We start from the raw sequence: 13,846 nt of genomic DNA, 5'->3' as shown, positions 1-13,846 counted from the left end.
CAGAACGGGTCGCTTATTTTTTATTCGACTGATTTTAATGCTTCGATCATGTCTACCCGCTTTAATTTGATGTGCATAACGATCATGACAAGCGTTGAGAACAGCAATGTTAGGATTGCTGCGTAGACGTAACTCATCGCGTGGATGGTTGGGCTGAACATCAAGATATCGACCTCGGCTGTGGAGGTGACGAAGCGATGTAGGAATGTCCCGAGTACGAAGCCGACGACGATGCCCATCATGGTTAAAATAAGATTTTCGCGGTAGACGTACATCGTGACTTCTTTTGGATAGAAGCCAAGTACTTTGATGGTCGATAATTCGCGAATTCGCTCGGAAACGTTGATGTTGGTCAGGTTGTAGAGAACGATGAAGGCGAGTGCTGCCGCTGAAATAATCAGGACGACAATCACGATATCGAGGCTATCCATCGTACTGCCAAACGCATTACTCGCAGTATTGGTGTACGTGACGGCGAGCACGGCGGGATTCTTGAGCAGTTTTTCCGCAAAATTATCTTGCCATTTTTGATCCGTATTTTTGAGTTTCAGCAACTGGGTATTGTATTCTGGCTGGTTTTTGAAAACTTGGTCGTAATAGGTCGGCGTCATGTAGATGTAGTGCATCGCGTAGGTTTCTGTGATGCCGGTGACCTTGATTTTGTAGCGATTGTTGTCGCCGTCTTTGATGGTTAAGGAATCGCCGGGCTTGACGCCATAGAGTTTCGCGAGTTTTTCCGAGAGCACTGCACCATTATCGGTTAGTGGCACGGCTTTATGCGTTTTCCGGTCGCGTAACACGACGTAGTTGCTAAAATTATCGAGTGATTTCGGCGTGATTAGCGTGGCGCCTTGATTTGCGACGCCTTTTTCGACCGCCGTTATATTTTTTTGAGCCACATCGAGCGCGCTTTTCACATTTGGCGTATTATCGATAATCGTGTTGTAGTCCTGAAGCGGCGTTTTCGTAGCGTTACTATCCAAAACGACCACCGCATCGTATTTCATAATTTGATCATATTGTAGCGGAACGATGTCACCAATCGAATTTTTGAGGCCGAATCCTGTGAGCAGAAGCGCTGTACATCCCGCCACACCAAGGATTGTCATCAGCATCCGTTGTTTATATCGGAAAATATTCCGCGCTGTGACCTTGCTCGTGAAATTCATCCGTTTCCAGACGAAAGGCACGCGTTCCAACAAGATTCGCTTCCCGTTTTTCGGTGCTTTTGGACGCATCAAGGAAGCCGCATTTTCTCGTAATTCCGCACGACACGATACGAAAGCCGTCAAAGTCGTACAGAATAGCGCCACAGCAAGCGAAATCAGGCTGTAACTCCAATAGAAGGAAATATCAAGCGCTGGCAAATTATAAAGCGAACCGTAAGCCACAAAAATGATCTGCGGGAACACTTGAAAACCTATCGCGAGCCCAATCACAGTCCCCGCGAGGCTTGCCAGTGAGCCGTACACAAGGAATTTAGCGATAATATCGACATTGCTATATCCAAGCGCTTTTAACGTCCCAGTCTGCGTTCGTTGCTCCTCGATCATCCGCGTCATCGTCGTCAAACAAACGAGCGCTGCAATCAAAAAGAAGAACACAGGAAAGGCCGTGGAAAGCGAGGCAATCCGATCCGCATTATCTTTATATTCCGTATAACCAGGATTATCTGTCCTGTCACTAATAAAATACTTCGGCAAATCGAGCGCATCCAATTTTTCCTGCGCAATTTGGAGGTCTTTCTTCGCGGTCGCTATCTCCGCCAGAGCCTTCTTTTTCTCCGTTTCAAAAGTAGCTAAATTCGCCGCATACGTCGCTTCGGCAGCATCCAACTTGGCTTTTGCAGCGTCCAGTTTCGCATAACCAGCCGTTTTGGCGTCCGCGAGTTTCTGTTTCCCCGCTTTAAGCTGCGCCATTCCGTTTGCATAGTCCGTCTTGCCCTGCGCTAACTTCTCCTTAGCCAGATCCAGCTCCTGTTTCTTCAGAGCTAATTCGCGTTGTTTGTCGGCGAGCAATTGCCGGTTGCGGTTGATTTCCCGTTGCGCATCTGCGACTTCCTTGTTCGCCATCGCGAGCTGATTCGAAGCCTCACTTTTCAGGCGGTTTAACTGATCTTCCGAAAGCGTCCCGTCAAAATAATCTTGGATGTAGCCGCCGAGTTCGGGATCAAACGCATTGGCGTTATCAATAATCTCCTGTTGCGTTTCCTCATCCAAATCTGCGACTGGAATATCACCAAGCGTATAGTCTTTCACGGCGTCGTACAAACGTTGCACCATCGCGAGTTGTTCCTTGCTCTCGTCAAGCATCATCTGCCCATCATCTAGCTCCAATTGGGCATCTTCCAACTGCGGTTCTGCCTCGCGAATCCGCGCTTCACCATCCGCGATTTTCCGCTCCGCAGCTGCGATATCTTTCCTTGCCTGCGCAAGCTTCGCCTCGTTTTTATCAATCTCAGCCTGGCCGTCCGCGAGCTTCGTTTCCAGCTCCTGTTTCCCGTCATAATATTCCGCCCAGCCTTGATCTATCGTCGCGCGCGCATCATCCAATTTCCGCTGATTCTTCTCGATTTCCGCAAGGCCATCCGCGATTTTCTTGCGTCCCTCATCGATTTTCACCTGGCCATCCGCTTGAATCGCGTCCAAGCGCGCAGCTGGCTGTCCTTTCAGCGCCTTTTTCACGAGCGCCGTATTCCGCTCAATCGCCGAATCATACGCGTCACTATAAGCCTCCGCATTCGCCGTATTATCAAACGTCATGAACGCCGTCGAGTAATATTTCGCGTCAAAATCAGCCTCCGGAACCACCGCAAAAATATCCGCGCGCCCATTCCCAATCGTCGACGTCCCGCGCGTTCCTTTTTCAATATATTCCGCCGTGGAAACCGTCCCAACAACCGTAAACGTAGTCACGTGAAACTTCCCTTTCATAGCGCTACCATCACTGTTTACGAACGTAATTTTATCACCAATTTTGTAATGGCTCGTCGCCCTTCCAATAGAATCAATCGCGATTTCGCCACTTTTTCGCGGCAACCGTCCTTTATCAACGGTATACTTATTAATCAGATTATTCTGAGGCAAAGAAAAAACCTTCGTAATGAGCAGCGAATCCTGAAACATCACGTCCGTCGTATAGCCTGGTTGAACCGTTCGCACACCAGGAATATCATTTAAAATGGCGATATCATCCTTGTTCAAACCGTACGTCGACTGCACCTGCAAATCCATCAAGTTCTGCGCGTCATAGTACTTATCCGTCGTGTTGATCATATCCGGTCCGGTCGCTTTCAAGCCCACAAAAAAGGCCACGCCCAGCGCGATTAGTAGGAAAATCGAAATAAATCTGCCTTTAGATTTTGCGATTTCTCGCCATATGTCTTTCCATAATGCTTTTTTCATCGGATTCTCCTTACCATTCAATGCTATCGATCGAAACAGGATTTTTCTGAATTTTGACATCACGAACTTTGGCGTTATTAATCTCGATAATACGGTCAGCAATTGGCGTGATCGCCGTATTATGCGTTATCACAATCACTGTCGTACCAGTGTTTCGACATGTATCCTGAAGCAATTTCAAAACCGCTTTCCCAGTATTATAATCAAGCGCGCCGGTCGGTTCATCACAAAGCAACAATTTCGGCTGTTTCGCGAGCGCTCGAGCAATCGCAACCCGTTGCTGCTCCCCACCTGAAAGCTGAGCTGGGAAATTGTCCATCCGCTCCTCCAAACCAACTTGCTTCAAAACGACCTCCGCATCCATCGCATTCGGTGAAATCTGCGTCGCTAGTTCCACATTTTCCTTCGCCGTCAAACTCGGCACCAAATTATAAAATTGGAATACAAAACCAACGTCCTGCCTCCGATATCCTGTCAATTGCTTCGCGTTAAAAGCCGCAATATCCGTTCCATCAATATAAACATGCCCCTCATCGCTCATATCCATACCACCCAAAATATTGAGTACAGTAGATTTCCCCGCGCCAGAAGGACCTACAATAATAACAAACTCACCCTGTTCAATTTGAAACGTAATACCATCATTTGCCGTCACTATTTTCTCACCTAGTTGATAGCGCTTATAGATCTGATCCATTTCGACAAAAGCCATTCCAGCATCCCCATCCGTATGTTAGTTTTCGAACATTAATATTTTTATTATAGCACAAAATTTTCAAAAAAACTCCCAAATTTAAAAATAATAAACCGCTTCATTCAAGCTGTATAGCCAACTTTAAAACACATTAAGAACAAGTGTTCGTTTTTTCCTTGACTTCGTATTCGGTGGGGTTTATAGTAGGATTACTCCTTAAAAAATGGGGCAAGGGAGAGATTAAGATGAACAAAAAAAGACAGAGAGAAATTAACGTTCTATTCTCGCGGCTGGTTGATTTTCACAACGAACAAGCGGTCACATTTTACCAATGCAATCGCAAATGCTTCATATGTCGTAAAATCAGAAATCTGAGAAAAGAACAAGAAAAACTAGAAAATAACGATGAGGAAGCAAGCGAAATACGCACACAATTATCCCTCATCAGCTACTTTTCAACCTATTCCAAGCAACAATTAGCAACATGGGACGACCAAGAACGGCAACACCTATATGAATCTATTTTAACCAAAATAAAGCAGTCTTAGGGGGAGCATAATGAATGAGCAAATGCAAAGAAGCCGAGCATTTATTGTTCAAGTACAACGCATTATTACTAAGTCTACCAAAACGAAGTATGCCGAGGCGCACGAAAGAAAACGAATTGCGATTAACCAAAAAAATCTCCGAAGAACCAGCATATATCGAAATTAGACAAATCACAAGCGCGATTAATGGATTAAACAGCGATCAACGGGAGGTCCTGTTAGCCAAATACGTGACGTGGAGGAAACGCACAAATATCGAAGTGTACATGAGTATCGGTTGGAGCGAATCGCATTATTACCGATTAAAGAAAGCCGCGTTGGAAGCATTTCTAGTTGCGTATGAAGCAGAGTGTTCGCAGGAGAAATTGGTTTTCATGTAAGAAAATCATACTGAACGGGGAGGTATGATGGAGATGGAGAAGAAAAACTATTACAGTTTGGAAGTGATTATTACGGGACTAGAGAATTTAGTGGCAAACGCGACCGAAATCACATTTGGCATCCTTTTTGTAGCCTTACTAGTGTGGATGATGCGCAAGAATGATGAACGGGAAGAGCGTTACCAAAGAACAATTGACAATTTGAGTGAATTAGCAAGCGAGATCAAAATCATCGAACAAGCCGTCAACGAGATGCGCGCAGATGTGATTGAACTAAAGGTGAAATAAATAAAACAGCCCCAGTGCTTGATTGCATCAGGGCTGTACATAACGATTATTTATGAACATCACGAGGTTCCAGGCCTTTACGGAACACATCACCAAGAACGTTAAATGACAGGATAGTTAGTAGAATCAAGGCGCCTGGGAAAAGTGCTAAATACGTAGCGTCTCCAATATAACCCTGCGCATTGTTCAACATACTACCCCATGAAGAATTCGGTTGTTGCACGCCGAGTCCAAGGAAGCTTAGCGCCGACTCGGTTAGAATCGCAGCAGCAATATTTAGCGAAGCCGCAACAACAATCGAAGGCATTGCGTTTGGAATGATATGGCGGACGATAATGTGCCAAACACCCGCACCGCTTGATTTAGAATACAGGATAAATTCGCGTTCTTTAAGCGACAGCGTTTCAGCTCGAACAATCCGAGCAACGTCCATCCACGAGAGTAACCCGATAATCAAAATAATATTTCCGATACCAGGCTTCAAATAAGCGTTCAAAATCATCAATAAGAAAAAGGATGGTATCGACATGAATATATCTAGGAAACGCATCAATAGGCTATCGACAATACCACCGAAGAATCCACTGATTGTTCCAGCTACTGTTCCCACAACGAGGGCGATTAACATAGCGAGGAAGCCAACAGTTAATGATACACGACCTCCGTAAAGCACGCGCGTGAAGTAGTCGCGGCCGTGATCATCTGTGCCGAACCAATGCGAACTGCTCGGTGGAAGTAGCTTGTCTTGGATAGATAACGCGTTTGGATCATAGGGTGATAAGAATGCTAGTCCGCAGGCTAATGCTAACAAGACCAGAATTCCAATTGAGATAAGTCCGCGTTTTTCACTTAATAAGAAATGCCAAAATGTACGTTCTCGAGGCAATTGTGCTTTTTCAGGAGGTTGGACATTTTTAGGCTTGGTGAATTTACTTAAATCAGCTTTCATCATGTTAGCTAACCTCCCTTATGCGTGGATCGATAATGGTATAGGCGACGTCGGCTAGCAAATTACCGATAATCAGTAGTAAAGCAGAGAACATCGTAATAGCCATGATCATTGGATAATCCAATTGGAAAATCGCGTTGATGCCAAGCGACCCCATACCAGGCCAAGAAAACACGCTTTCTGTGATAAAAGCCCCCGTAATAATTTGCGGTAAGTACATGCCGAGTAATGTAATAACTGGGAGCAATGAATTTTTCAGGACATGGCCACGCATAATTTGTGCTTTAGAAAGACCTTTCGCGTATCCGAATAATACGTATTCTTCTTTAAGCTGATTGATCGTGTTCGATCGCACATACCGATAATATGAAGCGCACCCTTGAAAAGTCAATGCGGTAACTGGAAGAATGGCATGTTTCGCGATATCCCAGAAAGATTCAACACCGATAGTGCGCATCCCCAGACTTGGAAGCCAATGAAGGCGAATCGCGAATACATCAATCAAAATCATCGCAAACCAAAAAATGGGAATCGAGATACCAACGTAAGAAATCGCATTGAGGACGCGATCTAATTTTGTATTTTCATACGCGGCAGCAATGAGACCAAGTGGAATGGAGAACAAGAGTGTAAAGAACAGCGCTGTTCCCATTAAACCAATTGTTGCGGGCAGGCGTTCGATAATTTGGCCGAGGACAGGCTGGTTATTAATCAAGGAATAGCCGAAATTTCCTTGTAACACATTGCCGAGCCATTTGAAATACTGCACATAAATTGGTTGGTCAAGACCGAGACTTTGACGTATCCGCTCGACATCATCAGGGTTCATATTCGGCGTAACGAAAGAAGAAATCGGATCTCCAGGCGCCAATTGAACCAATGCAAAAGAAACAAGCGAAATGATGAACAGCATTGGTATAATTTGTAGTACACGTTTGAAGATGGTTTGTATCATGAAGAAAAGCCCCTTACCAAGAAAGTATAGTGAAACAACGTAAAGCCCTCACCAGCAGGAAAATTGGAACTTGGCTTTCCTACCAGTTTGGGGCTTCATTTTATACACATTAAGTTATTATAGCATGCGAGAGGCAAAACTTACTTAATATAAAGCTTAGATAGATCACGGAACATCGTTACAGGTTGTGGTGTTGCTTCTTTCGTGCCTTGATATTTCTTGTCAATCGCAAGTACGGCGTTATCGTAAGAAATTGGATATACGACAGCATCGTCTGCAATGGTTGTTTGGATTTGCTCGTAGATAGCTTGACGTTTTGGTTCATCTGCTGTTACAGCGCCTTCGTTCCACAATTTATCTAGAGCGGGGTTGCTGTAGTTTGAGTAATTATACGGTTCGCCTGTCATATAAAGTGTTTTGTACGGATCAGGGTCGTTACCCATGATATAGCCACCGAGCATTAAGGAGTAGGCGTCACTTTTGCGATCCAGTGTGATATTGTTCATCGCTGTTGGATCGGTTGGTTTTAGTTCTATAGAAACGCCGATAGATTTCAGTTGTTCTTGAACATAGAGTGCAATACTTTCTTGTGCTTTACTGTTGTTTAGATAAATGATATTGAGTTTATCAGAAGATTTATAACCACTTTTCGCTAAAAGTTCTTTGGCTTTCGTAATATCTTGGTTATATGTTTCTACCTTATCAGTGAAGAATTTTGTGTTCTCCGTTAAGAAAGAACTTGCAGGTTTTGCGTATTCTTGGGAACCGTAAGCGGCATCGATTAAATCTTTGCGGTCAAGGGTTAATGAAATGGCTTGGCGCAAGTCTTTTGATTTAAGCGCGGCTACGTTTTGGTTGAATGCAATGTAGCTTAAACGATTTTCTGGGTACGTAATAATGTTGACGTCACTTGCTTTTTCGACTTTATTACGCTCAGCAGGTTGGATTGATTTTAGGTTGATCTCACCATTTTGTAACGCTAGGTTTGCTGCGTTTTGGTCTTTTGTGATACGATATGTTACTTTATCCAGTTTTGGTTTACCATCGAAATAATCATCGAACTTCTCTAATGAATAGTATTCGCCAGACTTATAGTTCACAAATTTATATGGACCAGATCCAACAGGTTCATTGTTTTTATCACTTTTACCGATATCTGCAACACCTTCAAAAATATGTTTTGGAATTGGGTAGAAAGTATTTAATGTATTTTCAAAGGCAGGGGCAACTTCTGGTAATGTGAATTTTACGGTCGTGGCATTTTCAGCAACTGCTTTCACAGGCTTATTGTTAAATACCCAGCTTCCGCGGAATGGGCTGTTTTGTTTTTCATCAATAATAGAGTTCACACTGAAAACAACGTCGTCAGCAGTTAACGGTTTGCCATCATGCCATTTTAGGCCATCTTTTAGAGTCACCGTGTATGTTAAGTTATCGGCGGAGACATCGAGTTTATCAGCAAGTGCTGGCTTACCATCGTACTCCCAGAATAACGGTGCATAGAGTGCTTGCTGGATAGTTAAAGTGACGCGATCGCTTGAATATAGTGGATTCACGACTTCAGGATCACCAGGTACACCGATAATGATAGAATTATTATCTTTGGAACCACTCGCACTGTCTGACGAGCTTCCAGAACCACCACATGCTGCTAATACCAACATTAAGGTTAATGTGAAAACGAATAAAATACTTTTTTTCATACTTTCTCCCCTTTTCTCAGGTAACTACTTTTTAATTCTTACTTTATAAGTAGGAATTGGTTATACTTAAAATACCCCGATTCGTATGTAAAGTCAAGATATTTTGATTGGGGAGAGAAATTATTTTTTGGGGAGCAGTTTTTGGTATACTAGTAGTAAATATCAGAGTGGGAAGAGTTGATTTGAAATGACGAAGTATGATGCTGTTATAGAGACATCTGCGTATGATTTTTTAAGGGATAATAGAGATTTGAGAGGGATTGCTTATCTGGTTGCCAGCGGTTCGCATGGTTACGGGACGAATATCGAGACGAGTGATTTGGATTTACGTGGCTTTTTGATAGAAGATAAACGGTATTTGTTCGGGTTGAATACGTTTGAGCAGTTTGAGGAAAAGGAGACGGATACGGTGATTTTCGGGGCGCAAAAGTTTATGAAGTTGTGCGCACAGGGAAATCCGAATGTGCTGGAATTGCTTGGTGTAGATGAGGATGAGATCGTTATTTGCTCAGAGGCTGGTAGGGTAGTGCGAGATAACGTGGATTTATTTTTATCGAAGCGTGTGGAGCAGACGTTTGGGAATTACGCGAACGCACAACTAAAACGATTGCAGAATGCTTTGGTTCGAAATGAGGCATCGCAAGCTGTGCAGGAGCAGCATGTATTGGAAACATTGCAGAGACAAATGAAGCATTTTGAGGGGAAGTATGCAGATTTAGGGGATAATGGTTTGGTGCTGAGGATGGAGAATGCTGAGATTGTGATGGATGCAAGGCTACGAGGGTATCCGTTACGGGATTTTGTTGGGATTTACGGGGAAATGCAGGGAACGATGCGTACGTATGGGAAGCTCGGGACAACGGAACATCCGAAAGATTTACCAAGACTATATAAGCACGCGATGCATTTGGTTAGAATGTTGGTGACAGGGCGAGATATTCTAGAGGGAAAAGGGATTATAACGAAGCGACGGATAGAGCATGAACTGTTGATGGCGATTCGAAATGGGGAGATATCGTTTGAGGAAATTTTTGAGCAGGTTGCTGTTTTACAGAAGGAGTTTGAACGGGCGGCTAGAGAGACAGATCTTCCTGAGCAGGTGGATATGATTCAGGTGGAGGAACTGCTGATTTCGTTGTATAGATAGAAATCCTAGCATAAACGCTATGCTAGGATTGGAGTTTCATATTAGTCTTCTTTTTTGTTGAACCAGCCTTTTTTAGCACTTTTCTTAGCATCGTTTTCTGCTTGTTGTGCTTGGTTTATTTCACGAGCAACAAGGTTTGCGTCCATACGAACAACGCGGCCGCCGAGTTTGTTGTTTACTAATTCGTTGATGTATTCGTTGTGCTCTTCTTCGGCGATAAGGATAACGCCGGTTTGGTCTTCAGGAATGGTTTCCAATGTCTTTTCGAAAACGTTCATGGCATCGCGAATTTCTTTAGCATCTTGTGAAGAGCCAATAATTGCGCCGGTCATCCAACCAAGAAGAACGCCTAGTGGACCGCCTAAAATACCTACTAGCATACCGATTAGGCTGCCTTTCATATTCTTGTCACCGCCTGTGAAATCTAGGAAATCTTTGGCGTTTATTTTATGATTGTGGTCGTGTTCAACAACCGCCATTTGCTCACCGCGAATTTTTCTTTCTGTATGAAGGGTTTTGATTTCTGAAAATGCTTGATAGGACTTGCTTTCTGTTTCGAAGTTCATGATGAGTACGGTTTTATTTATTTGCTTGCTCATGTCGAATAGCCTCCTAAAATTTTCTATAAAATATCGGCAAGTTGTGCCTCCATTTCAGTATACTCGTTATGTGCGGGAAAACAAAATGTTAACTGTTTTAGTTTTGTGTTGGGTAGTTAGGGAAATAAATAATAGGAAATGAAGGATGGAGGAAATGCGATGATTGAAGGCTTAGAAGGAATTAATATTGCGGTTAGTAATCCAGAAGCATTTGTACGTTTTTATAAGGAACAGTTGGGTGTGCCACTGATGTTTGAGGGACATGGCAATCATGTTGGGGCTAAATTGGCTTTTTCGAGGCATGATCCTGGGATTATTGTTTGGGATAAGGCGAGTGGGGATGTGGCAACGCACGGACCTACGGAATTTGTTTTTCGATCGGCGGATTTGGATAAGACATATGAGACATTGAAATTTAATGGTGTAGCTATTCAACCACCATTTTTGGCAGATTGGGGAGGAAAAGAGTTGCGATGTGCTGATCCAGAGGGAAACAGTATTTTGATTCTGGAAGGCGCCTATTAATTGAATTTATTGGGAAATGGCTGGTTTTAGGACTGGCTATTTTCTTTGCTTAAAATCGGTTTTTTACTAGCCATTATATCATAATTATGATATAATAATGATAATATTATGATAAGAGGAGGGCAAGGAGATGCCTGAAATTAGACCGGTTTCTGATTTGAGAAATAATTTTACTGATATTTCCAAGATTGTCCACGAACGTAGTGAACCTATTTTTTTGACGAAGAATGGGCATGGAGATATGGTAGTGATGAGTATCGAAACGTATGAAGAAATGTGTCAATATGAGACGCGTGCGGTTACGAAATAAACAGGGGAATGGTGAGATATTTGGAGAAGAAGCGGAATTATCATGTGAAATTTTTGACGGAGAAAGATGTGGCTTTGGCTGAGGAAGTTTGTGCGAAATGTGAGGATTATTTCTTGATAGAGCAAGGGGTGGCAGCGACCAAGGAGAATGCGCGGGATATTATTACGGAGATACCGAAGGGCAAGACAAAGTTAGATAAGTTTGTGATGGCAGTACTTGATGAAGCGGATAAACCGATTGGGCTGATTGATGTAGTGGCGGATTTTCCACGCAAAGGACAGTGGATTATTGGACTGTTAATGTTGATACCTGAAGAGCGTAGCAGCGGATTTGGGAAAGTGCTTTATCAAGTTATTAAGGATTGGGCGTCGGATGGGAGCGCGGATTCATTGCGAATTGGTGTTCTTGAGGAGAATAAAGAGGCTATTGGTTTTTGGTCTCACCTTGGCTTTGAGAAACAGGAAGAAAAAAGACAAACTTACGGTGAAAAAGAGCATACTGTCCATGTGATGGTTCGTAATATATAGATGGCAAAAAGATACTTTGAAGGCTAAAGTATCTTTTTGTATAGGTTAAAAAAGCTTAAAGCCTATGCAAAAAACGAATTTGACACAAAACGAATGAATGAATAGGAAAAGATTTCGATATGTGTTATAATAGAAAGATAAAAGACGGAGGTGCAGAAGATGACAGCGAGCATGGAAGATAGCTTTGTAAATGAAACAGCCACAAAATTTGCATATGAACAGACATGGGTAGCTTCAACGGATGAAATGGTTCATGAGAAACTAATTCAGGCAGAACAAGACTTCGTAACTGGGCGTACAAGCACTTGGGAAGAAGTGAAGAGTCATGTAGCGATTTTGACAGAACGCGTACGCGCAGAATCTGCTGCTGAGTGGGAATAGGCGTATGGGTGATAGCGTGAAGATTAGCCTTTCTAGGCATCTAGCATCGATTATGAAAGCATCTCACTTTATTTGTTAGAAGATTTGTATCAGTCGCAAGCGGAGGAGAATTTTAGCAAGGGCGTGGAGCAGTTGTTTGTGAATTTGGCTGCATTTCCTAAAATGGGTAGCCTATACGATAGTGAGAAGTACCTTTCTAAACCCTATCGTAAACTGAGCTTTGATAGGTATACCGTTTTTTATGTATATCATGAAGAGCAACAGCTCATTGAAGTGCATCGGATTTTGTCTGGACTATCCGATTATACGGTGATTATTAAGGATGCCACGCCAACATATGAAGCATAAAAAATCTGGAAAGAGTCGGTGACAAGCTCTCTCCAGATTTTTTTATGCGTTTAAATGGCTGATTGATGCTCCATTTATGAGTTTGGTTTCGATAATCATGTTCTTGATTGGGGTACCATTTTGCTGGATTAAGTTGAAAAGTAACTCGGTGGCAGCTTTTCCTAATCGCTTAGTGGGGATGTCGATGGCGGTCAGTGGTGGAGATAGGAAGCTAGAGACTACGCGGTCATTGTAGCCGACGATGGAAAGGTCATGCGGTATTTGTAGGTTGTGCTCCGAGGCTACTTTATAAATGCTGAGTACTTTTAAATCGTCTGTGGCAAAAATGGCGGTGGGGCGGTCAGGGTGTGATAGTAGCTGGTGCGCCGCGTTGTAGGCATCTTCGGCTGTGTATCCGCTATCTAAAATCCAGTCGCGACGAATGTCTAGGTTGTGATCAAATAGGCAACTGCGGTAGCCGGCAAGTCGGTCGATGGAGACGTGATGGTTCAGTGGTGCGTGTAGGCAAGCGATGTTTTTATGCCCATTTTTGATGAGTAGGTTTGTTAGTTCGTAGGAGTCTTTGAAATTGTCTGTATCTACGGAGTAAACGTTGGTGTAGTTGCCATCGATTTTCCCAGTCACGACGATGGGGATGTTGAATGGATCGAGTTTTTCGAAAAAGGATTCGTCGGCGGGTGAGCTTAGCATGATAATTCCTTTGATCATTTTTTCTTTGATTTTGGCAATGCATTTATCGAGTTCATCGTCGGTATTGCGAGATGTTTGCAGAATTAAGTCGAAATTCTGATCTTCTGCAATGGCCGAGATGGAATGGATGATTTCTGAGAAAAACGGATTTCCTGCCGTGGTCTTGGTTGGCCGGTTTGAGATGACCATAATCGCGTCGAATCCTGAATTTGTCAGTGCGCGTGCGAGTTTACTTGGCTTATATTGCAGTTCTTCAATGGCTGTGAGAACGCGCTTTTTGGAGTCGGCGGAAATGTTTGATTGATTGTTTAGTACGCGCGAAACGGTAGATTTCGAGACTCCAGCGTGGCGTGCTATGTCGTAAATTGTGGCTCCCATTGTAGTTGTTTCCTCCTTGT

The 13,846-nt window shown here is 43.3% G+C and carries 16 protein-coding genes; 9 read left to right on the top strand and 7 right to left on the bottom strand.

What is annotated here, in order from left to right; genetic code table 11:
• Positions 1–20 precede the first annotated feature (20 nt).
• The gene (locus DUK53_RS04555; protein ID WP_036089384.1) at positions 21–3,404 is read right to left on the bottom strand and encodes an FtsX-like permease family protein; all 3,384 of its coding nucleotides are present in this window, start codon (positions 3,402–3,404) and stop codon (positions 21–23) included.
• Positions 3,405–3,414: 10 nt separating this feature from the next.
• The gene (locus DUK53_RS04550; RefSeq protein ID WP_036089381.1) at positions 3,415–4,116 is read right to left on the bottom strand and encodes an ABC transporter ATP-binding protein; all 702 of its coding nucleotides are present in this window, start codon (positions 4,114–4,116) and stop codon (positions 3,415–3,417) included.
• A gap of 227 nt (positions 4,117–4,343) precedes the next feature.
• Between DUK53_RS04550 and DUK53_RS04545 the strand changes: the two genes are divergently transcribed.
• From DUK53_RS04545 to DUK53_RS04535, 3 genes are read left to right on the top strand one after another with little or no spacing between them, the layout of a single operon-like run.
• On the top strand, positions 4,344–4,646 hold the full coding sequence (locus DUK53_RS04545) for a hypothetical protein (protein ID WP_036089379.1): 303 nt from the start codon (positions 4,344–4,346) through the stop codon (positions 4,644–4,646).
• A 14-nt stretch (positions 4,647–4,660) separates the two neighbouring features.
• Positions 4,661–5,026 (top strand): ArpU family phage packaging/lysis transcriptional regulator, encoded by a 366-nt coding sequence (locus DUK53_RS04540; protein ID WP_036089378.1) that lies wholly within the window; start codon positions 4,661–4,663, stop codon positions 5,024–5,026.
• 33 nt (positions 5,027–5,059) lie between these two features.
• Entirely contained in the window at positions 5,060–5,314 is a 255-nt protein-coding gene (locus DUK53_RS04535; RefSeq protein WP_051999458.1) for a BhlA/UviB family holin-like peptide, read from the top strand.
• 46 nt (positions 5,315–5,360) lie between these two features.
• Here DUK53_RS04535 and DUK53_RS04530 read toward each other — a convergent pair whose 3' ends face one another.
• The 3 genes from DUK53_RS04530 to DUK53_RS04520 all read right to left on the bottom strand — a co-directional run bounded on the left by DUK53_RS04530 (position 5,361) and on the right by DUK53_RS04520 (position 8,921).
• Positions 5,361–6,263: an ABC transporter permease gene (locus tag DUK53_RS04530; protein WP_036089400.1), complete on the bottom strand. Its 903-nt coding sequence runs from the start codon at positions 6,261–6,263 to the stop codon at positions 5,361–5,363.
• A 4-nt stretch (positions 6,264–6,267) separates the two neighbouring features.
• Positions 6,268–7,218, bottom strand: a complete 951-nt coding sequence (locus tag DUK53_RS04525; RefSeq protein ID WP_036089370.1) for an ABC transporter permease — start codon at positions 7,216–7,218, stop codon at positions 6,268–6,270.
• A 140-nt stretch (positions 7,219–7,358) separates the two neighbouring features.
• On the bottom strand, positions 7,359–8,921 hold the full coding sequence (locus DUK53_RS04520; protein ID WP_036089369.1) for an ABC transporter substrate-binding protein: 1,563 nt from the start codon (positions 8,919–8,921) through the stop codon (positions 7,359–7,361).
• A gap of 187 nt (positions 8,922–9,108) precedes the next feature.
• On the opposite strand from DUK53_RS04520, the gene DUK53_RS04515 reads away from it, so the two are divergent.
• Positions 9,109–10,068 carry a DNA polymerase beta superfamily protein gene (locus DUK53_RS04515; protein ID WP_036089368.1) on the top strand — a complete coding sequence of 320 codons (960 nt, stop codon included), beginning with the start codon at positions 9,109–9,111 and terminating at the stop codon, positions 10,066–10,068.
• 41 nt (positions 10,069–10,109) lie between these two features.
• Here the strand turns inward: DUK53_RS04515 and DUK53_RS04510 are convergent, their stop codons facing one another.
• On the bottom strand, positions 10,110–10,667 hold the full coding sequence (locus DUK53_RS04510; RefSeq protein ID WP_036089367.1) for a DUF1269 domain-containing protein: 558 nt from the start codon (positions 10,665–10,667) through the stop codon (positions 10,110–10,112).
• Positions 10,668–10,826: 159 nt separating this feature from the next.
• Between DUK53_RS04510 and DUK53_RS04505 the strand changes: the two genes are divergently transcribed.
• The 5 genes from DUK53_RS04505 (at position 10,827) to DUK53_RS04485 (ending at position 12,758) form a co-directional block, all read left to right on the top strand.
• Positions 10,827–11,192, top strand: coding sequence for a VOC family protein (locus tag DUK53_RS04505; protein WP_036089365.1), 366 nt, complete (start codon positions 10,827–10,829; stop codon positions 11,190–11,192).
• A gap of 130 nt (positions 11,193–11,322) precedes the next feature.
• Positions 11,323–11,502 carry a type II toxin-antitoxin system Phd/YefM family antitoxin gene (locus tag DUK53_RS04500; RefSeq protein WP_077913905.1) on the top strand — a complete coding sequence of 60 codons (180 nt, stop codon included), beginning with the start codon at positions 11,323–11,325 and terminating at the stop codon, positions 11,500–11,502.
• A gap of 8 nt (positions 11,503–11,510) precedes the next feature.
• A complete protein-coding gene (locus tag DUK53_RS04495) occupies positions 11,511–12,029 on the top strand; it encodes a GNAT family N-acetyltransferase (RefSeq protein ID WP_036089364.1) in 519 nt (172 codons plus the stop codon).
• 159 nt (positions 12,030–12,188) lie between these two features.
• Positions 12,189–12,410, top strand: coding sequence for a hypothetical protein (locus DUK53_RS04490; protein WP_036089361.1), 222 nt, complete (start codon positions 12,189–12,191; stop codon positions 12,408–12,410).
• A 45-nt stretch (positions 12,411–12,455) separates the two neighbouring features.
• Complete coding sequence (locus DUK53_RS04485) at positions 12,456–12,758, top strand: type II toxin-antitoxin system RelE/ParE family toxin (protein ID WP_077917789.1); 303 nt, start codon at positions 12,456–12,458, stop codon at positions 12,756–12,758.
• 42 nt (positions 12,759–12,800) lie between these two features.
• Here DUK53_RS04485 and DUK53_RS04480 read toward each other — a convergent pair whose 3' ends face one another.
• Positions 12,801–13,826 (bottom strand): LacI family DNA-binding transcriptional regulator, encoded by a 1,026-nt coding sequence (locus tag DUK53_RS04480; RefSeq protein ID WP_036089359.1) that lies wholly within the window; start codon positions 13,824–13,826, stop codon positions 12,801–12,803.
• Between the last annotated feature and the right edge of the window lie 20 nt (positions 13,827–13,846).

The organism is Listeria sp. SHR_NRA_18, from assembly GCF_003856515.1.
GTDB classification, from domain to species: Bacteria; Bacillota; Bacilli; order Lactobacillales; family Listeriaceae; genus Listeria_A; species Listeria_A newyorkensis.
Note: the sequence above shows the minus strand (reverse complement) of the source record. Positions and strands in the feature narration are given on the sequence as shown.